This window comes from Pseudomonas putida (assembly GCF_026625125.1).
Classification (GTDB): domain Bacteria; phylum Pseudomonadota; class Gammaproteobacteria; order Pseudomonadales; family Pseudomonadaceae; genus Aquipseudomonas; species Aquipseudomonas putida_X.
In genome coordinates this window covers 2,051,091-2,074,135 of sequence record NZ_CP113097.1, presented here as the reverse complement: position 1 = coordinate 2,074,135, position 23,045 = coordinate 2,051,091, and the positions used below count along the sequence as shown (strand labels likewise).

Annotated in this window: 20 protein-coding genes; 7 read left to right on the top strand and 13 right to left on the bottom strand. The window is 63.1% G+C overall.

The genetic code is table 11. The features are described from left to right. Window positions 1-69: 69 nt before the first annotated feature. A complete protein-coding gene (locus OSW16_RS09475; protein WP_267822541.1) occupies window positions 70-936 on the top strand; it encodes a LysR family transcriptional regulator in 867 nt (288 codons plus the stop codon). On the opposite strand, the gene OSW16_RS09470 is transcribed toward OSW16_RS09475, so the two are convergent. The 5 genes from OSW16_RS09470 to OSW16_RS09450 all read right to left on the bottom strand — a co-directional run bounded on the left by OSW16_RS09470 (window position 910) and on the right by OSW16_RS09450 (window position 4,882). Further along, window positions 910-2,067 (bottom strand): HPP family protein, encoded by a 1,158-nt coding sequence (locus OSW16_RS09470; RefSeq protein WP_267822539.1) that lies wholly within the window; start codon window positions 2,065-2,067, stop codon window positions 910-912. The genes OSW16_RS09475 and OSW16_RS09470 overlap by 27 nt on opposite strands. A gap of 207 nt (window positions 2,068-2,274) precedes the next feature. Then, on the bottom strand, window positions 2,275-3,594 hold the full coding sequence (locus OSW16_RS09465; protein WP_267822537.1) for a sensor histidine kinase: 1,320 nt from the start codon (window positions 3,592-3,594) through the stop codon (window positions 2,275-2,277). Continuing rightward, complete coding sequence (locus OSW16_RS09460) at window positions 3,591-4,259, bottom strand: response regulator transcription factor (protein ID WP_241803268.1); 669 nt, start codon at window positions 4,257-4,259, stop codon at window positions 3,591-3,593. Before OSW16_RS09460 ends, OSW16_RS09465 begins: the two co-directional genes overlap by 4 nt. Continuing rightward, window positions 4,260-4,574: a PepSY domain-containing protein gene (locus OSW16_RS09455; protein WP_267822535.1), complete on the bottom strand. Its 315-nt coding sequence runs from the start codon at window positions 4,572-4,574 to the stop codon at window positions 4,260-4,262. Continuing rightward, window positions 4,574-4,882 (bottom strand): PepSY domain-containing protein, encoded by a 309-nt coding sequence (locus OSW16_RS09450; protein ID WP_267822533.1) that lies wholly within the window; start codon window positions 4,880-4,882, stop codon window positions 4,574-4,576. Before OSW16_RS09450 ends, OSW16_RS09455 begins: the two co-directional genes overlap by 1 nt. 152 nt (window positions 4,883-5,034) lie before the next feature. On the opposite strand from OSW16_RS09450, the gene OSW16_RS09445 reads away from it, so the two are divergent. Together OSW16_RS09445 and queD are read left to right on the top strand one after the other, a co-directional pair. Continuing rightward, complete coding sequence (locus OSW16_RS09445; RefSeq protein ID WP_267822531.1) at window positions 5,035-6,114, top strand: patatin-like phospholipase family protein; 1,080 nt, start codon at window positions 5,035-5,037, stop codon at window positions 6,112-6,114. Window positions 6,115-6,165: 51 nt separating this feature from the next. After that, window positions 6,166-6,522: a 6-carboxytetrahydropterin synthase QueD gene (queD, locus tag OSW16_RS09440; RefSeq protein WP_012313684.1), complete on the top strand. Its 357-nt coding sequence runs from the start codon at window positions 6,166-6,168 to the stop codon at window positions 6,520-6,522. Between the two features lie 27 nt (window positions 6,523-6,549). On the opposite strand, the gene OSW16_RS09435 is transcribed toward queD, so the two are convergent. Then, on the bottom strand, window positions 6,550-7,308 hold the full coding sequence (locus OSW16_RS09435) for a hypothetical protein (protein ID WP_267822529.1): 759 nt from the start codon (window positions 7,306-7,308) through the stop codon (window positions 6,550-6,552). Between the two features lie 70 nt (window positions 7,309-7,378). Continuing rightward, a complete protein-coding gene (locus tag OSW16_RS09430) occupies window positions 7,379-7,846 on the bottom strand; it encodes a DUF1289 domain-containing protein (protein ID WP_241803263.1) in 468 nt (155 codons plus the stop codon). 405 nt (window positions 7,847-8,251) lie between these two features. Between OSW16_RS09430 and acnB the strand changes: the two genes are divergently transcribed. Beyond that, entirely contained in the window at window positions 8,252-10,861 is a 2,610-nt protein-coding gene (acnB, locus tag OSW16_RS09425; protein ID WP_241803405.1) for a bifunctional aconitate hydratase 2/2-methylisocitrate dehydratase, read from the top strand. A 61-nt stretch (window positions 10,862-10,922) separates the two neighbouring features. On the opposite strand, the gene prpD is transcribed toward acnB, so the two are convergent. From prpD to OSW16_RS09395, 6 genes are all read right to left on the bottom strand, one after another. Then, the gene (prpD, locus tag OSW16_RS09420) at window positions 10,923-12,407 is read right to left on the bottom strand and encodes a 2-methylcitrate dehydratase (protein WP_267822528.1); all 1,485 of its coding nucleotides are present in this window, start codon (window positions 12,405-12,407) and stop codon (window positions 10,923-10,925) included. A gap of 136 nt (window positions 12,408-12,543) precedes the next feature. Then, entirely contained in the window at window positions 12,544-13,734 is a 1,191-nt protein-coding gene (prpF, locus tag OSW16_RS09415) for a 2-methylaconitate cis-trans isomerase PrpF (RefSeq protein ID WP_267822527.1), read from the bottom strand. Between the two features lie 100 nt (window positions 13,735-13,834). Beyond that, window positions 13,835-16,423 carry a Fe/S-dependent 2-methylisocitrate dehydratase AcnD gene (acnD, locus tag OSW16_RS09410; RefSeq protein WP_267822526.1) on the bottom strand — a complete coding sequence of 863 codons (2,589 nt, stop codon included), beginning with the start codon at window positions 16,421-16,423 and terminating at the stop codon, window positions 13,835-13,837. 154 nt (window positions 16,424-16,577) lie between these two features. Next, window positions 16,578-17,705, bottom strand: a complete 1,128-nt coding sequence (gene prpC / locus OSW16_RS09405; RefSeq protein WP_267822525.1) for a bifunctional 2-methylcitrate synthase/citrate synthase — start codon at window positions 17,703-17,705, stop codon at window positions 16,578-16,580. A 228-nt stretch (window positions 17,706-17,933) separates the two neighbouring features. Continuing rightward, window positions 17,934-18,824, bottom strand: coding sequence for a methylisocitrate lyase (gene prpB / locus OSW16_RS09400; RefSeq protein WP_241803258.1), 891 nt, complete (start codon window positions 18,822-18,824; stop codon window positions 17,934-17,936). 8 nt (window positions 18,825-18,832) lie between these two features. Beyond that, window positions 18,833-19,537 (bottom strand): GntR family transcriptional regulator, encoded by a 705-nt coding sequence (locus OSW16_RS09395; protein ID WP_267822524.1) that lies wholly within the window; start codon window positions 19,535-19,537, stop codon window positions 18,833-18,835. A 294-nt stretch (window positions 19,538-19,831) separates the two neighbouring features. On the opposite strand from OSW16_RS09395, the gene OSW16_RS09390 reads away from it, so the two are divergent. Genes OSW16_RS09390 through OSW16_RS09380 form a run of 3 tightly spaced genes read left to right on the top strand, consistent with a single transcriptional unit; the run spans window position 19,832 to window position 22,892 of the window. Continuing rightward, complete coding sequence (locus OSW16_RS09390; RefSeq protein ID WP_241803256.1) at window positions 19,832-20,368, top strand: ATP-dependent zinc protease; 537 nt, start codon at window positions 19,832-19,834, stop codon at window positions 20,366-20,368. Between the two features lie 5 nt (window positions 20,369-20,373). Beyond that, entirely contained in the window at window positions 20,374-21,909 is a 1,536-nt protein-coding gene (locus tag OSW16_RS09385; RefSeq protein ID WP_267822523.1) for an inactive transglutaminase family protein, read from the top strand. Further along, on the top strand, window positions 21,909-22,892 hold the full coding sequence (locus tag OSW16_RS09380) for an alpha-L-glutamate ligase-like protein (RefSeq protein ID WP_267822522.1): 984 nt from the start codon (window positions 21,909-21,911) through the stop codon (window positions 22,890-22,892). The genes OSW16_RS09385 and OSW16_RS09380 overlap by 1 nt, the downstream gene beginning before the upstream one ends. The last annotated feature ends 153 nt before the right edge of the window (window positions 22,893-23,045 follow it).

Genomic DNA, 23,045 nt, shown 5'->3' with positions numbered 1-23,045 from the left:
CCGGCAAAAGCGCCCCACAACGGTGCAAAGCCTCTAGAATAAGCCACCCTCCCCGCCACAGAGCAGCCCATGGATATCGAGCAGGCCCGAACCTTTCTGGAAGTCGTACGGTGCGGCAGCCTCGTCGCCGCCGCCGAGCGCCTGTTCGTGTCACAGACCGCGATCACCGCCCGGGTGCAGCGCCTTGAGCAGCAACTGGGCTGCCAGCTGTTCGTGCGCAGCCGCAACGGCGCCAGCCTGACCAGTGATGGCGAAGCCTTCGTCAGCTATGCCAACCAGCTGGTGCAGACGTGGGAAGCGGCGCGCCGTGATCTGCCGCTGCCCGAAGGCTGCCAGCAAGTGCTGCACGTAGGGGCAGAAGTGAGCCTGGGCAACCCGATGCTGCTCGACTGGGTCAGCGCCTTGCACTGCGCGCTACCCAGCCACGCCATCCGCAGCGAGGTCAGCGACGGTGAGTCCTTGCTGCGCAAGGTGGAGATGGGCCTGCTGGACGCCGCGCTGGTCTATCAGCCCACCTACGGTCCGGGCCTGCAGGTGGAACAGTTGATGGAAGAAAAGCTGATCCGCATACGCCGTGTCGCGCAACCCGACCCGTATATCTACATCGACTGGGGCGAGGCATTCCGCCGCCAGCACGACGCCGCCCTGCCCGACTGCGCGCGACCGGCGCTGAGCTTCAACCTCGGGCCGCTGGCCCTGCAGTTCATTCTCGACAAAGGCGGCAGCGGCTATTTCCGTACCCGCGTGGTGCAGGCGTATCTGGACAGCGGGGTATTCGAACGGGTGCCGCAAGCCCCGGAGTTCACCTACCCAACCTTCCTGGTATACCCACGCAAGTGCGACAGCGAGGCACTGCAACAGGCCTTCGCGCTGCTGCGCCGGCTGGTAGCCTCCGGCACCAGCGATTGGTCACAACGCTGGGACCCGCTGATCTGAAACGCTGCCAGCGGCGCTGAGCAACTGGCGCTTGAGCCCCGCGATCAGGTCGGTCTGAGTGATCACACCGACCATCTGGTCGCCATCGATCACCGGCAGACAGTGCAGCCCTCGTTCGCACAGCAGGGGTAACAGACGTTCCAAGGGGTCCTGGCTGCTGACACTGATGACCTGCCGGCTCATCACCTGCTCCATACGCACGGCCTTGCGCCCGAAAAGCCCCCGCCAGCTGAACCGGCCACGTTGCATGGCTGGGCCGAGCAGATCGCTGAGGCTCACGATACCCACCAGCTTGCCTTGCTGCAGCACCGGCAGGGTTTTCAGATGATGACTGGCGAGCATCTTCCAGGCCTGCTCCAGGGTGGTATCGGGTGCGGCGAACTGCACGTCGCGGGACATCACCGACGCTGCAGTGATCCCGCCCAGGCTGCGCTGCAGGGCATGCTGCTCGGTGGCCAGGATGATGCGTTCCAGTTCATCGCGGGTGACGTCGACGAACGCCCCCAACTCGTCCAATGCCTGATCCAGGTCCGCACCCGTGACCCCGACCCGCTCGCTGGGCAACGGGTCGTGGGTGTGGTGCTGGTCCTTGCGTGGCGCAGCGCCCTTGGGGTAATGCACCCCGGTCAGACGGTTGTACACCACGGCCACCAGCACCAGAATCAGCGCGTTGAGCAGCACGGGCTCCAGCAGGTGGTCGCCCAGCGCCGTCAGCCCTGAATCGGCCAGCACTGCGCTCACCGCAACACCGCCCCCCGGCGGGTGCAGGCAGCGCAACAGGCACATCAGCACAAGCGAGAGGCCCAAGGCCGTCGCCGCGACCCACAGGTGGGGGCCGAACGCCTCGCGCATGAAAAGGCCCACTGCGCCGGCCAGCGCGTAGCTGCCCAGCACCGGCCAAGGCTGTGCCAAGGGCCCGGAATGCACGGCGAACACCAGCACGGCCGAGGCCGCCAGTGGCCCCAGTAGGTGCAAGGCGATGCCGGGCCCATAGGCCATACCGGTCAACCAGCCGGCGAGGAACAAACCGAGCAGCGCGCCGATGCCGGCACGCAGCCATTGTTTTGGAGGGATATTCAGGGGCGGCGGCAACAACCGCTGCAGACGACTTTCGGAACGCAAGGCAGTCATTCAAGTAATCGTGTTCGTGGTGCTGATCAAAAGAAAGCCCAGCCGAACTGGCCTGGGCCCTAGGGGGCTCCGTCCGTGGAGAGATGGAAACCGCAGGGTTTCTTCAGGCGATTGTGCCGCGCAGCTCCGGGCTTGGGCCAATTCAAAAAAATGCGCCTGCACTGCAGTTTTTTTGCAGTGCCGCTGCCGCGACAGGGCCAAAGCGTTTCAGCGGACCTTGCGCGGCAGATCGATACTCACACGCAGACCGCCCAAAGGGCTCTGCTGCAAGGCCAAAGACCCACCCCAGGCATCGACGATATCCCGCACGATCCCCAGCCCAAGGCCATGGCCATCCACTTGCTCATCCAGCCGCGAACCGCGCTCCAGCACCTGCAGGCGCTGGCTTTCAGGTATGCCCGGGCCGTCGTCGTCGACCCACACCCGGTAGCCTTCGCCCGTCGGGGCAATGCCCAGGCGCACTTCGCTGTCTGCCCATTTGCAGGCGTTATCCAAGAGGTTGCCCAGCAGTTCAAGGAAGTCCTCCCGATCCCAAGGCAGCAGCAACCCGGGTGGTACATCGCGTTCGAGCAGCAAGCCTTCGCCATGGATCATGCCCAGCGTGGCGAGCAACCCCGGAAGCTCGGTATCGCAGTCGAATTGGGCGCCAGGCAGCGCATCCCCAGCCAGGCGCGCCCGGTTCAGCTCGCGTGCCAGGCGCTGCTGAATCTGCTCTAGCTGTTCGCGCAGTTGCGCACGCACCTCGGGCAAGTCATTCAGGCGCTCGCTGGACGCCAGGCTCAGCAGCACCGCCAATGGCGTCTTCAAGGCATGGCCCAGGTTACCCAAGGCGTTGCGCGAACGGCGCAGGCTGTCTTCGGTATGGCTGAGCAAATGGTTGATCTGGCCCACCAGCGGGGCCAGTTCGCTGGGTACCTGGGCGTCGAGTTGCGAGCGCTGGCCTTGCTGCAATTGGGCAATCTGCTGACGCGCGCGCTCCAGCGGGCGCAACGAGCGGGTGACAGTGATGCGCTGCAGCACCAGCACCAGGATCAGCGCCACCAGGCCCATGCCCAGGCCAATCTGCTGCAGGCGCCGGAACCCTTCGCGCACAGGCGAATAATCCTGAGCGACGCTGATCGAGATGTCCTGGCCTAGCCGCCGGTAGTCGGCACGCAGTGCAAGCAACTGCTGGCCTTCCGGGCCCAGTTCGTGGCTGTCGGAGAGCCCGGGCGCGGCTGGTTTGGGCATGTCCAGGTCCCACAGCGAGCGCGAGCGCCAGGTGCCCTTGTCGAAATCGATGCGAAAGTAGTAACCGGAAAACGGCCGTTGATAGGCGGCGGAAATGCGCCGCTCATCCAGCTGCAACCCCGAAGGCCCACGCACCAGCGCCACCAGCAGGTTCTCGCTTTCCTTGCGCAGGCCGTTTTCCAGGTAGCGCTGCAAACCGGCCTCGAACAGCCACAAGGTAAGCTGCGCAAGCACCACCCCGACCACTACCAATACGGCCACCAGGCCCAGGCTCAAGCGTGCCTGGATCGATTTCACCCGGCGCTCCCGGCATAGATGTAGCCTTGCCCGCGGCGGGTTTCGATGACGCTGCGGCCCAGCTTGCGGCGCAGATGATTGACGTGCACTTCGAGCACGTTGGAGTCACGCTCGGTCTCGCCGTCGTACAGGTGCTCGGCCAGATGGCTTTTGGAGAGGATCTGCTGCGGGTGCAGCATGAAGTAACGCAACAGGCGAAATTCAGCGGCGGTGAGCTGGATATCAACGCCTTCGCGGCTCACGCACTGGCGGCTTTCGTCCAGGTGCAGCCCGGCAGCTTCGAGCCGGGGCTGGTTGGCAAGCCCCCGCGCCCGGCGCACCAGCGCCTGAATGCGCAGTTGCAGCTCCTCCGGGTGGAAGGGCTTGCTCAGGTAGTCGTCCGCCCCCGCCTTCAAGCCCTCGATGCGCTCGGCCCATGAGCCCCGTGCGGTCAGGATCAGCACCGGCGTGGCCAGACCTGCGGCACGCCACTGCGAAAGCACGTCCAGGCCCGGCAACCCCGGCAGGCCAAGGTCCAGAATGATCAGGTCGTAAGGCTCGCTCTGGCCTTGGTACACGGCGTCGCGGCCGTCGGCCAGCCAGTCCACGGCATAGCCTTGGCGCTGCAGGCCAGCGGTCAGCTCATCCGCCAGGGGGACATTGTCCTCGACAAGCAACAGGCGCATTCAGTCATCTTCCTCGTCTTTGAGCAGGGCACCGGTGCTGGCATCGAGCTTGATCTCACGCACCACACCCTCGGTGGTCAGCAGCTCGACTTCATATTCGTAGCGATCATCGTCTTCCTCCAGCTCCGCCTCCAGCAACCGCGCCCCGGGGTGACGCCCCAGGGCGGTCTCGAGCAGTTGCTCGAGCGGAAGGATCACGCCGTTGCGACGCAGCTGCAGGGCCTCATCCTGGTCCAGGTCGCGCGCAACGGCCAAGGAACAGACCGCCAGCAGCGAGAGAGCCAGGTAGCGCGCCGAGCGGGTCACGTGGGTCATCAGCGGTCCTGTTCGTCCTTCAGCACTTCACCGGTCTTGGCGTCCAGGTCGACGTCCCATTCGACGTTCTGGGTGTCACGCATTTCGACCTTGTAGATGTAGCGACCGTATTCGTTTTCCAGCTCCGAATCGGTGACGGTGGCGCCGGGGTGCTTGGCAACCGCAGCGGCCTTGAGCTCATCCAGCGATTTGATGGTCTTGGCATTCACCAGCTTGACCACTTCGTCAGGTTGGACGTCCTTGGCCAGGGCGACGTTGGCACCGAAAGCAAGCGCAGCGACAGTGAACAAGGCAGTCAGAGTTTTCATCAGATTCTCTCCATCAGGGTGTGCAATTTGTCTACGGGGTTAAGATTATCCACCGGTCCTTAACTCAACCTGAAAAAAGCTGGCGTCATGATAGCGCAGCGCATCGACCATGCGTTTCCTATAATGCCCGCCCGTGAATTGCGAGGCAGTCTATGAGCGCCATCCATATCAAGTACCCGGCTCTGACCTTCAAGGCCGGCAAACGTGCCCTGCAGCGCATCCGCGAGCGCGGGCTGCAGGCAGCGGATGTCGGCGTGGTGCCGGGCGCCGCTGGCGGGCCCAAGCCACTGGGGATTCAAGGCTTGGACCTGGCGCTGTTCGGCGAGTGGCTGCCATCGGCCCCTCGCCAGCGCGCCTTGATTGGCGCATCGATCGGCTCCTGGCGTTTCGCCAGCGCCTGCCTTGACGACCCGGTCGCAGGCATCCGCCGCCTCGGCGAGCTGTATACCGAGCAGGACTTTGCCAAAGGTGTGACCGCAGCCCAGATCAGCCGCAGCTGCCAGCAGATGCTCGACGACCTGCTGCAAGGGCGTGATGGGCAGATCCTGGCATCACCGCACTACCGCCTGAACATCCTGGTGGTGAAGAGCCACGGCCATCTTGCCCATGACCATCGCGGCCGGTTGGGGATGGGGCTGGGCTCGGTGGTCGCCAGCAACCTGCTGGGGCGCTCCCGCCTGGCGCGGCATTTCGAACGGGTCATCCTGCACGATGAGCGCACCACCCCGCCGCTGGATCCGCTCACAGACTTTCCCTCACGCTACCTGCCGCTGGGCCTGGGCAACCTGCGCCATGCCCTGCTCGCGTCCGGCTCGATTCCCATGGTCATGGAAGGTGTGCGCGACATCCCCGGCGCCGGTGCGGGCACCTATCGCGACGGCGGCTTGCTCGACTATCACCTCGACCTGCCTTACCGCGGCGACGACCTGGTGCTTTACCCGCATTTCACCGACAAGGTCGTGCCGGGCTGGTTCGACAAAGCCCTGCCATGGCGCAAGGGCGATGCCACACGCCTGCGCAATGTGCTGTTGGTGACGCCGTCACCGCAGTATCTGGCCGCACTGCCCTTCGGCAAGTTGCCCGACCGCAACGACTTCAAGCGCTTCATGGGCGATGCCCCCAGCCGCAAACGCTACTGGTACCAGGCCATTGCAGAAAGCCAACGGCTGGGAGACGAACTGCTGGAACTGATTGCCACCGGGCGCCTGCACGAACGCCTGCAAGCCTTGTAGCGACCATGCTGGTAGACTGCGCGCATCTTCGATACACACAGAGTTCTGACCGTGGAAATCTTCAAGGAATTTACTTTCGAATCGGCCCACCGCCTGCCCAACGTCCCTGCCGGGCACAAATGCGGCCGCCTGCATGGCCACTCGTTCAAGGTCGGCCTGCACCTGACCGGCCCGCTGGACCCGCACACCGGCTGGATCCGCGACTTTTCCGAGATCAAGGCGATCTTCAAGCCGATCTACGAGCAGCTGGACCACAACTACCTCAACGACATTCCTGGCCTGGAAAACCCCACCAGCGAAGTCATCGCCAAGTGGATCTGGGAGCAGGTCAAGCCGCTGCTGCCGGAGCTGTCCAAGGTGCGTATTCATGAAACCTGCACCAGCGGCTGCGAATACAGCGGCGATTGATTGGCGCCGCGCTACAGCGGCACGGGGTCAATCCTTGGCACCCAGCGGGCGGGGGTGGGGCGGCACGCAAGGGTTCGACACCTGCAAGCTGAACCGGCCACGCTCGCCTTGACGGTTGTTAAGGTATGCAACCCGCTCGACCCGCCGCCTCACTTGCCGACCGTCCGCGCTGTAAAGCTTCAGGTTCAAGAACAACTGCCCTTCCTGCAACCGCTGCGGGTCCAGGCCAGGGATGTGCCATAGAGGCGTTCGCCGCCCGGCGGTCAACTTGTACAGTGCCGTATCCAGGTCTACAGGCGGGTCGACGGGAAGCACCACGGAGGTCCCGAAGGGGTCTCGCAACGCCAGGTTGGCTGGCTCGTCCGTGCTCACCCCGGCAGCCGAGCGGGCCGGGTAAAAGCCAAGATAACCGTTGCGACTGACGTCGAGCCAGCAGTCCAGTGACGGCCAGAGGTCGGCGTTTCTGCCCTCATACGCCAGGCGGATCTCATAGACGAAGCCTGTTGCAAGCCGGTAGACACCGAACCAGAACCTGTCACAAAACACGCGCGGACGAGCCTCGGGCCCCCATAACGAGTCAATCAGGAACGATTGCAGGATTTCTTCGCCATAGTCCAGGCTGGTGATCAGCCAGCCATCGTCACCGTTCCAGTCATCGAATTCGGTCCAGAACGGCCGGGTGATGCCATCATCGTCAAACTGGGCGGCCCGCAACGGTTCATCCAGCAATTGCCAGCGGCATGCCGCGGTAAAACACAGCAGCGGTTCAAAATACAGCTCAGCCATCATCCCTACTCCGTACGCTCGTCAAAAACGCACAATGGCGCCCTTTCAAGGCATGGGGCAGGTAGAAGGCTTACCTCAGTTCGGCACGCAGGAACCCAGGCGCGATGTAGCGCTGGTAATGCGCCTCGGACAGCAAAAAGAATTCCCGATCGATGGCATCGCGCAACTGCGGCAGCTCCCAGTCACGAAACTCGGGCAGCAACGCCATCCCGTACGCTTCCAGGTCGCGAATCAGGCGGGCACCGCGGGCAATCAGCTGATACGCCCAGCAGTACTCGGACTGCTGCTCGACGAAGCGTATGGCGCGCTGCTGCAGCTGCTGGCGCAGCAGGTTGGCATCGAACACCTCCAGCTTGGCCATCATCACCTGTACCAGCAACTGCTCCAGGCGCAGCAAAACGGCACGCTTCTGGTCGTCGTCGTACGCGTTCCAGTGGATGACTTCGTGATGGAAACGCTTGCAGCCACGGCACACCGTGTCTCCATACACCGTGGAGCAAAGGCCGACGCAAGGGGTCTTGATGGACTGGTTGGGCATGGAAAAACAACGGCTTGGCGGTGGAACACAGGCCCATGTTAGCCCTTTGTCTAACCAGGGTCACTCGTTAAAGTCACGTTCGCCGCCTTACCTTCTGCGACAATTTGCCGTAGAATCATCCCGCCTTTTCAAGGCAACAATGTCCGTTGGAAGCTGTTTTCAAAGCGTCACGAGCACAGTTGATCCGGTAGAACGGCGTTGGCCCGGGCCATGCACCCCCCGCATGCCCGTGCCAGCCCTCATCAGCCCCCGTTCTGCAGGCGTAAAACTTTGAAAGCAGCTTCTGTAAGGATTCTCTGCGACCCTGGCTATGCGGCCCAAGAAGCCGTGATGGCGCATGGGTGCAGAGAATGCTGGATGAGCGTCCCGGACTCCCTTTAGGGACCACTGATGAGGGTAATAACTGTGCTTGAAGCCTACCGCAAACACATCGAAGAGCGTGCCGCCCTGGGTATCGTGCCCCAGCCGCTGAACGCCGAACAAACTGCAGGCCTGGTCGAGCTGCTGAAAAACCCGCCGGCCGGCGAAGAAGCCTTCCTCGTAGACCTGATCACCCACCGCGTTCCACCAGGAGTCGACGAGGCTGCCTACGTCAAGGCTGCCTTCCTGTCTGCCGTGGCCAAGGGTGAAGCCACCTCGCCACTGATCGACCGCAAGCACGCCACCGAGCTGCTGGGCACCATGCAAGGTGGCTACAACATCGAAACGCTGGTCGCGCTGCTGGATGACGCCGAACTGGGCGCCGTCGCGGCCGAAAAGCTCAAGCACACCCTGCTGATGTTCGATGCCTTCCACGACGTGGCCGAAAAAGCCAAGGCGGGCAATGCGCACGCCAAGGCCGTGCTGGAATCCTGGGCTGCCGGCGAGTGGTTCACCTCGCGTCCGGCCATCGCCGACAAGTACACCCTGACCGTGTTCAAGGTGCCCGGCGAAACCAACACCGACGACCTGTCCCCTGCCCCGGACGCCTGGTCGCGCCCTGACATCCCGCTGCACGCCCTGGCCATGCTGAAAATGGCCCGCGACGGCATCGAGCCGCAGCAGCCTGGCTCGGTCGGCCCGCTGGCGCAGATCGAAGCCGTCAAGGCCAAGGGTTTCCCGGTCGCCTACGTCGGTGACGTGGTCGGTACCGGCTCTTCGCGTAAATCCGCCACCAACTCGGTGCTGTGGTTCTTCGGCGACGACATCCCGTACGTACCGAACAAGCGCGCCGGTGGCTTCTGCTTCGGCACCAAGATCGCCCCGATCTTCTACAACACCATGGAAGACGCCGGCGCCCTGCCGATCGAATTCGACTGCACCAACCTGGCCATGGGCGACGTCATCGACGTTTACCCCTACAAAGGTGAAGTACGCCGTCACGACAGCGACGAGCTGGTCACCAGCTTCGAGCTGAAAACCGAAGTACTGCTGGATGAAGTCCGCGCTGGCGGCCGCATCCCGCTGATCGTCGGCCGTGGCCTGACCGAAAAAGCCCGTGCCGAGTTGGGCCTGGGTGCATCCGACCTGTTCAAGAAGCCAGAGCAGCCTGCCGATTCCGGCAAGGGCTTCACCCTGGCCCAGAAAATGGTCGGCCGTGCGTGCGGCCTGCCGGAAGGCCAGGGCGTGCGCCCAGGTGCTTACTGCGAGCCGAAGATGACCACCGTCGGCTCCCAGGACACCACTGGCCCGATGACCCGCGACGAGCTGAAAGACCTGGCGTGCCTGGGCTTCTCCGCTGACCTGGTGATGCAGTCGTTCTGCCACACCGCGGCCTATCCGAAGCCGATCGACGTCACCACCCACCACACCCTGCCAGACTTCATCCGCACCCGTGGCGGCGTGTCGCTGCGCCCAGGCGACGGCATCATCCATAGCTGGCTGAACCGCATGCTGATGCCTGACACCGTCGGTACCGGTGGCGACTCGCACACCCGCTTCCCGATCGGCATTTCGTTCCCGGCCGGTTCCGGCCTGGTGGCTTTCGCCGCCGCCACCGGCGTCATGCCGCTGGACATGCCAGAGTCGATCCTGGTGCGCTTCAAGGGCAAACTGCAACCAGGCATCACCCTGCGTGACCTGGTACACGCCATCCCTTACTACGCCATCCAGCAGGGCCTGCTGACCGTCGAGAAGAAAGGCAAGAAAAATGCCTTCTCCGGCCGCATCCTGGAAATCGAAGGCCTGGACGAACTGACCGTCGAGCAAGCGTTCGAGCTGTCCGACGCCTCGGCCGAGCGTTCCGCTGCCGGCTGCACCATCAAGCTGCCAGAGAAGGCCATCGCCGAGTACCTGCAGTCGAACATCACCCTGCTGCGCTGGATGATCGGCGAAGGCTACGGCGATGCCCGCACCCTGGAGCGTCGCGCCCAGGCGATGGAAGCCTGGCTGGCCAAGCCTGAGCTGCTGTCGGCTGACGCCGATGCCGAATACGCCGAAATCATCGAAATCGACCTGGCCGACGTCAAGGAGCCTGTGCTCTGCGCGCCGAACGACCCGGACGACGCCCGCCTGCTGTCGTCGGTACAGGGCGAGAAGATCGACGAAGTGTTCATCGGTTCGTGCATGACCAACATTGGCCACTTCCGCGCTGCCGGTAAGCTGCTGGAGAAGGTCAAGGGCGGTATTCCGACCCGTCTGTGGCTGGCTCCGCCGACCAAGATGGACGCTCACCAGCTGACCGAAGAAGGCTACTACGGCATCTACGGCAAGGCCGGTGCGCGCATGGAAATGCCAGGCTGCTCGCTGTGCATGGGCAACCAGGCACGTGTGCAGACCGGTTCGACCGTGGTCTCCACTTCGACCCGTAACTTCCCGAACCGCCTGGGCGACGCCACCAACGTCTACCTGGCATCGGCCGAGCTGGCTGCTGTCGCATCGATCATCGGCAAACTGCCGACCGTCGAGGAGTACATGCAGTACGCGAAAGACATCGACAGCATGGCTGCCGACGTTTACCGCTACCTGAGCTTCGACCAGATCGCAGAGTTCCGCGAAGCTGCGGCCAACGCCAAGATCCCGGTTGTTCAAGCCTAATCAGCTGTAAGCCACAAAAAACCCGGCATTCATGCCGGGTTTTTTATTGCCCGTGCTCGCCTCAGATCACGAACAAATCCACAAAGCGGTGGACCGCCGTGCCCTCCAGCCGTTGTTGATCGCCACACAGCGCGAAAATCTCCAGGCAACGCTGACGCGAAAACCGCGTCGCCAAGTTGTCCCTGAACTTGGCCTCAAGCAAGGGGATGCCCTCCCCGCGTCGGCGCCGGTGCCCGACCGGGTACTCCACCACTACCTGTTCGGTACTGCTGCCATCCTTGAAGAACACCTGCAAGCCATTGGCGATCGAGCGCTTGTCCGGCTCCAGGTATTCGCGGCTGAAACGAGGGTCCTCGACCACTTCCATCTTTTCCCGTAGACGATCGATGCTCGGATGCGCAGCGTGGAAAGCATCCTCGTAATGCTCGGCCACCAGATGACCGAAGATGAGCGGCACCGCCACCATGTACTGCAGGCAGTGGTCGCGATCGGCAGCATTGGCCAGCGGGCCGACCTTGGTGATGATGCGAATGGCCGATTCCTGGGTGGTGATGACGATACGGTCGACTTCGTGCAGGCGGTTACGCACTTGCGGATGCAGGCTGACTGCCGCTTCACAGGCGGTCTGGGCGTGGAACTCGGCCGGGAAGCTGACCTTGAACAACACGTTTTCCATTACGTAACTGGCCAACGCTTGCGGTACGCGGAGCGCCTGCTGGGCAGAAGGCTTGAGCGCCAGGTCCTTGTTGGTGTGGCTGAACGACACGTCGTAAAAACCCCACTGCGGCGCAGTCAGCACACCAGGCACACCCATCTCGCCACGCAGCGCGATATCGGCCAGGCGCACGCCCCGGCTGGACGCATCGCCGGCAGCCCACGACTTGCGCGAGCCGGCATTGGGTGCATGGCGGTAGGTGCGCAGCGCCTGCCCATCGACGAAGGCATGAGACAGGGCCGAGAGCAGTTGTTCACGGTTGGCACCCATCAGCTTGGCGCACACGGCCGTGGACGCCACCTTGACCAGCAGCACGTGGTCCAGCCCGACGCGATTGAAGGCGTTCTCCAGGGCCAGCACACCCTGAATCTCATGGGCCATGACCATGGCCTCAAGCACTTCGCGCATCAACAGCGGGCTTTCACCCCTGGCCACCTGTTTTTGCGACAAGTGATCAGCTACCGCAAGGATCCCCCCGAGGTTATCGGAAGGGTGGGCCCACTCGGCGGCAAGCCAGGTATCGTTGTAATCCAGCCAGCGCACGGTGCAGCCGATATCCCAGGCGGCCTTGACCGGGTCGAGCCGGTAACTGGTGCCCGGCACCCGGGCGCCATTAGGTACCACCGTACCCTCCACCAGCGGGCCGAGGTGCTTGGTGCACTCTGGAAAGCGCAGGGCCAACAGGCCACAGCCCAGGGTGTCCATCAGGCAGTTGCGTGCGGTGTCCAGCGCTTCGGAGGACTCGACGCGGTAGCTAAGAACGTAATCGGCAAGGGTTTGCAGCACCCCGTCATAGTCAGGGCGCTCGTTCAGGTCTACGTTGGCGCTCATTTGCAGCTCCTTTGATTGGGGCTGCTACGCCACCCGGCGCCGGCAATGCGGCTCCCACAAGGTCGATGCAGGAACCGGCTTGCCGGCGCTGGACCGCGTAGCGGCCTTGCTGATTCAAAGCCAAGCGCCAAGTGCGTCAGAAGCTGTCGCCAGGTACCCTCACCCAGCCTTCCATCAATACACGGGCACTACGACTCATGATTGCCTTGGTCACCGCCCACTCGCCCTCCACCTGGCTGGCCTGAGCCCCGACCCGCAAGGTGCCGGAGGGATGGCCGAAGCGCACGGCACTGCGCTCGCCCCCGCCAGCAGCGAGGTTGACCAGCGTACCTGGAATGGCAGCAGCGGTACCGATGGCCACCGCAGCAGTACCCATCATCGCGTGGTGCAACTTGCCCATGGAAAGTGCACGCACCAGCAGGTCAATGTCAGCCGCCTCGACAGCCTTGCCACTGGAGGCAGTGTAGGTGCTTGGCGGTGCAACGAAAGCCACCTTCGGCGTGTGCTGACGCCCGGCCGCCTGATCGGCATGCTCGATCAGCCCCATGCGCACGGCGCCATGGGCACGGATCGCCTCGAAACGCGCCAACGCCTGCGCATCACCGTTGATCGCATCCTGCAGTTCGGTGCCGGCATAACCGATGTCGGCGGCATTGAGGAAAATGGTCGGGATACCGGCGTTGATCAAGGTGGCTTTGAAGGTACCGATACCGGGCACCTCCAGTTCATCCACCAAGTTGCCGGTAGGGAACATCGCACCGCCGCCCTCGCCCTCATCGGCCGCCGGATCAAGGAATTCCAGTTGCACCTCGGCGGCCGGGAACGTCACGCCGTCGAGTTCGAAGTCGCCCGTTTCCTGCACCTCGCCTTCGGTGATCGGTACATGAGCGATGATGGTCTTGCCGATATTGGCCTGCCAGATACGCACGGTGGCCACGCCATTGCGCGGGATGCGCGACGGCTCGACCAAGCCGCTGCTGATTGCGAACGATCCGACAGCAGCAGACAGGTTGCCGCAGTTGCCGCTCCAGTCGACGAAGGCCTTGTCGATGGCGACCTGGCCGAACAGGTAGTCGACGTCATGGTCGGGCTGGGTGCTTTGCGACAGGATCACGGTTTTGCTGGTGCTTGAGGTAGCGCCGCCCATGCCATCGATCTGCTTGGCGTAAGGGTCAGGGCTGCCGATGACCCGCAGCAGCAGTGCGTCACGGGCCGGCCCTGGAGCTTGCGCTCGCTCAGGGAGGTCCTGCAGGCGGAAGAACACGCCTTTGCTGGTGCCGCCGCGGATGTAGGTGGCGGGGATCTTGATTTGCGGTGCGTGTGCCATGGCTGTGCTGTCCTGTCTGAATATGCAATAACCCTTGGCGCCTGTTCTGCAGCCCATCACCGGCTTGCCGGCGACGGGCTGCAGAACAGGCGCCGACTACTCAGGCCGACGCCTCGAGGAAGTCCTGGGCGAAGCGCTGCAGCACCCCGCCCGCCTCGTAGATCGACACCTCTTCGGCGGTATCGAGCCGGCAGGTCACCGGCACCTCGAACCGTTCGCCATTGCTGCGCGTTATCACCAGCGTCAAGGCTGCACGCGGCTTGCGCTCACCTGCCACGTCATACATCTCGCTGCCATCCAGGCCCAGGGTCTTGCGGTCGGTGCCCGGCAGGAACTCGAGCGGCAACACGCCCATGCCCACCAGGTTGGTGCGGTGGATGCGCTCGAAGCCCTCGGCAACGATCGCCTCGACTCCGGCAAGCCGCACACCCTTGGCCGCCCAGTCGCGGGACGAGCCTTGGCCGTAGTCGGCACCGGCGACGATGATCAGCGGCTGCTTGCGCTGCATGTAGGTTTCGATGGCTTCCCACATGCGAATCACCTTGCCCTCCGGCTCCAGGCGCGCCAGCGAACCCTGCTGCACGCTGCCATCGGCCTTGCGCACCATCTCGTTGAACAGCTTGGGGTTGGCGAAGGTGGCACGCTGCGCCGTCAGGTGGTCGCCGCGGTGGGTGGCGTAGGAGTTGAAGTCCTCCTCCGGCAGGCCCATTTTGGCCAGGTATTCACCCGCCGCGCTGTCGAGCAGGATGGCATTGGAAGGTGACAGGTGATCGGTGGTGATGTTGTCCGGCAGCACCGCCAACGCACGCATGCCGCGCAACGTGCGCCCACCGGCCAAGGCGCCTTCCCAGTAGGGCGGGCGGCGGATATAGGTGCTCGTCGGACGCCACTGGTAAAGCGGCGCCACTTTCGGCCCTCGGTCTTGCTCGATAGCGAACATCGGGATGTACACCTTGCGGAACTGCTCCGGCTTGACCGCAGCGCGCACCACCGCGTCGATCTCTTCGTCGCTCGGCCAGATGTCCTTGAGGCGGATTTCCTGACCATCGACCACGCCCAGCACATCTTTCTCGATGTCGAAGCGAATGGTGCCGGCAATGGCATAGGCCACCACCAGCGGCGGCGAGGCCAGAAATGCCTGCTTGGCGTACGGGTGGATGCGTCCATCGAAGTTGCGGTTGCCCGAGAGCACCGCCGTCGCATAGAGGTCACGGTCGATGATTTCCTGCTGGATCACCGGGTCCAACGCCCCGGACATGCCGTTGCAGGTGGTACAGGCGAAGGCGACGATACCGAAGCCCAGTTGCTCCAGCTCCTTCTCCAGCCCCGCTTCTTCCAGGTACAGCTGCACGGCCTTGGAGCCTGGGGCGAGCGACGACTTGACCCACGGCTTGCGCGTCAGGCCGAGCTTGTTGGCATTGCGCGCCAGCAGGCCGGCGGCGATCACGTTGCGCGGGTTGCTGGTATTGGTGCAGCTGGTGATCGCAGCGATGATCACTGCGCCGTCAGGCATCTGCCCCGGCACCTCGTCCCAGGCACCGGCGATTCCCTTGGCCGCCAGGTCGCTGGTGGCAACCCGGGCATGCGGGTTGGACGGCCCGGCCATGTTGCGCACCACGCTCGACAGGTCGAAGCTCAGCACGCGTTCGTATTCGGCGTTGGCTAGGGCGTCAGCCCACAAGCCCGTGGCTTTGGCGTAGGTCTCCACCAACTTGACCTGCTGATCTTCACGGCCGGTCAGTTTCAGGTAGTCGATGGTCTGCTGGTCGATGGCGAACATTGCAGCGGTTGCACCGTATTCCGGCGCCATGTTGGAGATGGTCGCACGGTCGCCGAGCGTCAGGGCGCGTGCACCTTCGCCGTAGAACTCGAGGTAGGCGCCAACCACCTTCTGCTTGCGCAGGAACTCGGTCAAGGCCAGCACCAGGTCGGTAGCGGTGATAGTGGCTGCCAGCGTGCCGCTGAGCTCCACGCCGACGATTTCCGGCAGGCGCATCCACGAGGCGCGGCCCAGCATGACGTTTTCAGCTTCAAGGCCGCCAACGCCGATGGCGATCACGCCCAGGGCGTCGACATGCGGGGTATGGCTGTCGGTGCCCACGCAAGTGTCCGGGTAGGCCACACCGCCATCGCTGTGGACAACCGGCGACATTTTCTCCAGGTTGATCTGGTGCATGATGCCGTTACCGGGCTGGATCACATCGACGTTCTTGAACGCCTTCTTGGTCCAGTTGATGAAGTGGAAGCGGTCTTCGTTGCGACGGTCTTCGATGGCGCGGTTCTTGTCAAAGGCCTGCGGGTCGAAGCCACCGCACTCGACGGCCAGCGAGTGGTCGACGATCAGTTGCACCGGCACGACCGGGTTGACCGCCGCCGGGTCGCCACCCTTCTCGGCGATGGCGTCGCGCAGGCCGGCGAGGTCGACCAGCGCGGTCTGGCCGAGGATGTCGTGGCACACCACGCGGGCCGGGAACCACGGGAAGTCGAGATCGCGCTTGCGTTCGATCAGCTGGCCGAGCGAGGCATTCAGGCTTGCAGGGTCGCAGCGGCGCACCAGGTTTTCGGCGAGCACCCGCGAGGTGTAAGGCAGGTTGTCGTAGGCACCCGGCTTGATGGCCTCGACCGCGGCACGGGCGTCGAAATAGTCCAGGTCCGTGCCTGGCAGGTTTTTGCGGTATGCGGTGTTCATAGAATTATCAGGCTCGGTCACGTTACGGTCGTGGATACACGCACAGGCGCTGCAGTCATCATGGGAGCAGGGTTGCCGGCGATCGGGCCGGATCAGGCGGCGCCTTCATCGCCGGCAAGCCGGCTCCCACAGGTTGGCTACAGGGCCTGCTGTTTCAGCGCTGCTCGATCGGCACGAACGGGCGCTGCTCGACACCGACATACTCGGCGCTCGGGCGGATGATGCGGTTGTTGGCGCGCTGTTCGAACACATGCGCAGCCCAGCCGGTCAGGCGCGAGCAGACAAAGATCGGGGTGAACAGCTTGGTCGGGATGCCCATGAAGTGGTACGCCGATGCATGGTAGAAATCGGCGTTGGGGAACAGACGTTTCTGCTCCCACATGGTCTTGTCGATGGCTTCGGAGACCGGGAACAGCACCTTGTCGCCGACTGCATCGGCTAATTGTTTCGACCACCCCTTGATCACCTCGTTGCGCGGGTCGGACTCTTTGTAGATTGCATGGCCGAAGCCCATGATCTTGTCCTTGCGCTCGAGCATGCGCAGCAACTCTGCGGTAGCTTCCTGGGGATTCTGGAAGCGCTCGATCAGCTCCATCGCCGCCTCGTTGGCGCCGCCGTGCAGTGGGCCGCGCAGTGAGCCGATGGCTGCCGTCACGCAGGAGTACAGGTCCGACAGGGTCGAGGCGCAGACCCGGGCGGTGAAGGTCGATGCGTTGAACTCGTGCTCTGCATACAGGATCAGCGAAACGTTCATTACCTTGACGTGCAACTCGCTCGGCTTCTTGCCGTGCAACAGGTGCAGGAAATGGCCGCCAAGGGTGTCCTCATCGCTGGTGCAATCGATACGTACGCCATGGTGGGTGAAGCGGTACCAGTAGCACATCACCGCCGGGAACAGTGCCAGCAGGCGATCGGTCTTGTCCTGCTGGGCGTCGAAGGTCAACTCTGGTTCCAGCGTACCCAGCACCGAACAGCCGGTGCGCATGACGTCCATCGGGTGGGCGTCGCGCGGGATGCGCTCGAGCACTTCTTTGAGTGCCTGCGGCAGGTCGCGCAGGCCCTTGAGCTTGTGTTTGTAATCGGCAAGTTCTGCTTCGCTGGGCAACTCGCCGTATAGCAGCAGGTACGCCACTTCTTCGAATTCGGCGCCTGCTGCCAGGTCGCGCACATCATAGCCCCGGTAAGTCAGGCCGGCTCCGGCCTGGCCTACGGTCGACAGTGCGGTCTGACCGGCCACCTGGCCACGCAGGCCTGCGCCGCTGAGTACTTTTGCTTCGGCCATGGTGTTTCTCCTTTCTTGAACTTGTTATGGATATCGTTCTGGCTGATTCAGGCTGCCTGTACCGGCCTCATCGCCGGCAAGCCGGCTCCCACAGTCAACTGTGCAAGCCTCTGTATTGGTGCTGTACCTGTGTGCAAGCCTCTATCTTGGTGCTGTATCTGTGTGCAAGCTCCTGGCAGGCGCTGTACCTGTGGGAGCCGGCTTGCCGGCGATGAGGCCAGCATGGGCTCAGCCTTTCTTCTGGGCAAACAGCGCATCGAGGCTTTGCTCGAACGCGTGGTAGCCAATGGCATCGTAGAGCTCCATGCGGGTCTGCATGGTGTCGATCACATTCTTCTGCGTGCCGTCGCGACGCAGTGCGGTGTAGACATTCTCGGCGGCCTTGTTCATGGCGCGGAACGCCGACAACGGGTACAGCACCAACGACACGTCCACCCCTGCCAGCTCCTCGGTGGTGAACAATGGCGTGGCACCGAACTCGGTGATATTGGCCAGGATCGGCGCCTTCACCCGGTCGGCAAAGGTCTTGTACATCTGCAGTTCGGTAATGGCCTCAGGGAAAATCATGTCGGCTCCGGCCTCGATGCAGGCGGCAGCACGGTCCAGCGCTGCGTTCAGGCCTTCCACGGCCAGGGCATCGGTACGGGCCATGATCACGAAGCTGTCATCGGTACGGGCATCGACCGCAGCCTTGATGCGGTCAACCATCTCCTGCTGGGAGACGATCTCTTTGTTCGGCCGGTGGCCGCAGCGCTTGGCGCCCACCTGATCTTCGATATGAATGGCGGCAGCACCGAACTTGCTCATCGAACGCACGGTGCGCGCAACGTTGAAGGCCGAGGCGCCGAAGCCGGTGTCGACATCTACCAGCAATGGCAGGTCGCACACGTCGGTGATGCGCCGCACATCGGTCAGCACGTCATCCAGACCGGTAATGCCCAGGTCCGGCAAGCCCAGCGAACCCGCGGCGACACCCCCACCGGACAGGTAGATGGCCTTGAAGCCGGCGCGCTTGGCCAGCAGCGCATGGTTGGCGTTGATGGCACCGACCACCTGCAGAGGATGTTCGGCGGCAACGGCATCGCGAAAACGCTGACCAGGGGTGCTCTTCACAGTCATTTCTCACCTCAAAGGCTGTTGTTGTTGGCGTCCAGGTAGTGACGCTCGATGTTGCGTTTGGACGCGCCGATGTGGCGGCGCATCAGGAGTTCGGCAAGCTCGCCGTCACGGTCGGCGATGGCATCGAGAATGCGGTGGTGTTCGGCAAAAGCCTGGCGTGGTCGGTTGGGTGTGGCGGAAAACTGGATGCGGTACATGCGCACCAGCTGGTACAGCTCGCCGCAGAGCATCTTGACCAGGGTCTGGTTGCCACTGCCCTGGATGATCCGGTAATGGAAGTCGTAATCGCCTTCCTGCTGGTAGTAGCCCAGCCCCGCCTGGAACGCTGCGTCGCGCTCGTGGGTGTCCAGCACCCGGCGCAGCTCATCGATTTCGCCCTGGCTCATGCGCTCGGCGGCCAGGCGGCATGCCATGCCCTCGAGCGACTCACGGATTTCGTACAACTCGATCAGTTCGGCATGGCTGAGCGACACCACGCGCGCGCCCACATGCGGCACCCGCACCAACAGGCGCTGGCCCTCCAGGCGATGGATGGCCTCACGCAGCGGGCCCCGGCTGATGCCATAGGTTCGCGCGAGCTCCGGCTCGGAGATCTTGCTGCCTGGGGCAATTTCCCCGCTGACGATCGCAGCCTGGATGCGCCGGAAAACATTCTCGGACAAGGTTTCCGTTTCATCCGACATCGAGGGGCTGGGGGTCATGAGGTCCAGCATATTGTTGACACCTTGGTAAGCTCCTGAACAGAAACTAACGAAACAAGCTCAAGCAGTCAAAGCAAAATTGAACATTGTCGACAATCTTTCAGGCGCGAACTTAGTGAGTGATGGCGTTGTCAGATCGCGACGCGCTGGCGCCAAGGCCTCGGCGTGATAGAATGCCGCGCCTCCAACGGAGTATGGATAGCGTTTCTGTCATCCATTCATGTTGTTGACAGATCAACCGAGGAAGCTTGTGCAGTACCTGCCAGTCGCCTTGCCCCGAACCCAGCACAGCACCGCGCCAGGACTATGAGACTTACACCCGTTTTATTGCTGTTATGCCTCACCCTGCTGCCGGCCCTTGGCCAGGCGGCGGGCAAGACCGTGTACGGTCTTAATGAATACGCCCGCCTTGGCGAACTCGACCTGGAAGTGGCCGCCAAACTCGACACCGGCGCCAAGACCGCGTCCCTGAGTGCCCGCGACATCAAGCGTTTCAAGCGCAACGGCGAAAGCTGGGTGCGTTTCTACCTGGCCATTGACGCCGCCCATTCGCACCCCATCGAACGCCCATTGGCGCGCGTCAGCAAGATCAAGCGCCGCGCAGGTGACTATGATGCCGAATCGGGCAAGGCCTATACCGCCCGCCCGGTCATCGAACTCGAAATCTGCATGGGCCAGGCCCTTCGCACCATCGAAGTCAACCTCACCGACCGTAGCGCGTTCCAGTTCCCGCTGCTGATCGGTTCCGAGGCGCTCAAGCACTTCGACGCGCTGGTCGACCCAAGCCTTAAATACGCGGCCGGCAAACCTGCCTGTGCCACCGACGCTCCCAAAGCAGAGTAATCCCGATGCGCTCTCTTACCCTCCATCTGAAAGTCCTGATCACCGTACTGGTGCTGCTGGGCGTGGCGGTCACGGCTTATCAGATCTTCTTCCTCGGCATCCCGGTGACCGAAGACGAAACCGACGACCTCTGGAACATCGACGCCAAGGTCGAGTTCGTCGCCAACAGCAAGGACCCGGTCAAGGTACAAATGTTCGTACCGCCGCTGAACCGCGACTACGTCAGCCTCAACGAGAGCTTCATCTCCAACAACTACGGGGTCAGCGTCAACCGCGCCGATGGCAACCGCAAGGTAACCTGGTCGGCCCGCCGCGCCAGCGGCAACCAGACCCTCTACTACCGCCTGGTGCTGACCAAGCGCTACAGCAGCGAAAAGTCCGCCATCAAAGGCCCGACCTTCCGCGACAGCCTGGCGGTAGAAGGCCCTGAGAAGATCGCCGCTGAAGCGCTGATGGCGCCGATCCGCCAGCATTCCGCCGACGTCGAGACCTTCGTCAGCGAAACCATCAAGCGGGTCAACAACCTCAACGACGACAACGTCAAGCTGCTGCTGGCCGGCGATACCTCGCCCATGAAGAAGGCCCAGGTCATCGACCTGCTGCTGTCGATCGCGCATGTGCCGATGGAGAAGGTCCATACCATCCGCCTGGTGGCCGATACGCCGCAGTCCCCCGAACTCTGGCTGCGCAGCTTCAACGGCAACGACTGGCTGTACTTCAATCCGGACACCGGTGAGCAGGGCCTGCCCAGCGACCGCCTGTTGTGGTGGACCGGTGATGACAACCTGGTCACCGTCGATGGCGGCAAGAAAGCCAACGTCACGTTCAGCATGAACAACAGCGAGATGAACGCCATCCGCCTGGCCAAGCTGACCGACGAGAACACCGACGCCGACTTCCTCGAATACTCGCTGTACGGCCTGCCGCTGCAGACCCAGCAGACCTTCATGATCATGGTGATGATCCCGATCGGCGTGCTGGTGATCCTGGTGCTGCGCAACCTGATCGGCATTCAGACCCTGGGCACGTTCACACCGGTCCTGATCGCCCTGGCGTTCCGCGAGACCCAACTGGGCTTCGGCATCGTGCTGTTCACCGTCATCACGGCATTGGGCTTGTCGCTGCGCTCCTACCTGGAGCACCTCAAGCTGCAGATGCTGCCGCGCCTCTCGGTGGTACTGACCTTCGTCGTGGTATTGATTGCCGCCATCAGCCTGTTCAGCCACAAGCTGGGGCTGGAGCGCGGCCTGTCGGTGGCGCTGTTCCCGATGGTGATCCTGACCATGACCATCGAACGCCTGTCGATCACCTGGGAAGAACGTGGCGGCGGCCATGCCATGAAAGTGGCGATCGGCACCCTGTTCGCAGCGTCGCTTGCCCACCTGCTGATGATGGTGCCGGAGCTGGTGTACTTCGTCTTCACCTTCCCGGCGGTACTGCTGATCCTGGTGGGCTTCATGCTGGCGATGGGTCGCTACCGCGGCTACCGCCTGACCGAGCTGGTGCGCTTCAAGGCATTCCTGAAGAAGGCTGACGCCTGATGTTTGGCCTGATCAAGACGTGGAAAGCCCTGGAGGCCCGGGGCATCATGGGTATCAACCGCCGCAATGCGGACTATGTGCTCAAGTACAACAAGCGCAACCTGTACCCGATCGTCGACGACAAGATCATCACCAAGGAGCGTGCGCTGGCAGCAGGCATTCACGTGCCTGAAATGTACGGCATCATCGAGACCGAGAAGCAGATCGACAAGCTTCACGAGATCATCGGCGGGCGCAACGATTTCGTCATCAAGCCGGCCCAGGGCGCCGGCGGTGACGGCATCCTGGTGATTGCCGACCGCTTCGAGGACCGCTACCGCACCGTTTCCGGCAAGATCATCAGCCATGAAGAGATCGAGCATCAGGTCTCCAGCATCCTTACCGGCCTGTACTCGCTCGGCGGGCACCGCGACCGCGCGCTGATCGAGTACCGGGTAACCCCCGACCAGATCTTCAAGAGCATCAGCTACGAAGGCGTGCCAGACATCCGCATCATCGTGCTGATGGGCTACCCGGTGATGGCCATGCTGCGACTGCCAACCCGCCAGTCCGGCGGCAAGGCCAACCTGCACCAGGGCGCGATCGGTGTAGGCGTGGACCTGGCTACCGGAGTGACCCTGCGCGGCACCTGGCTGAACAACATCATCAGCAAGCACCCGGACACCACAAATGCGGTGGATGGCGTACAGCTGCCGAACTGGGACGGCTTCATGAAGCTGGCCGCCGGCTGTTATGAGCTGTGCGGCCTGGGCTACATCGGTGTGGACATGGTGCTGGACCAGGACAAGGGGCCATTGATTCTCGAACTCAATGCTCGCCCAGGGCTGAACATCCAGATCGCCAACGACACCGGGCTGACCCAGCGTACCCATGCCATCGAGGCGCACATCGAGGCGCTGGCCAAGGACGGTGTGACCGAGGATGCCGAACAGCGTGTGCGGGTGGCGCAGAGCCTGTTCGGGCACGTGCATCCGCACGGATAGCCTTGCCCCATCGCCGGCAAGCCGGCCCCCGCAGCATGGGCTACGTAGCCCCCGGGGGCCGGTTTGCCGGCGACGGCTGCAATACTCTGCTGGAAAATCACACTGGCGCTAGGCGCATTTCCAGCACAGGTCTACAATCGCCCTCCTCGCTTT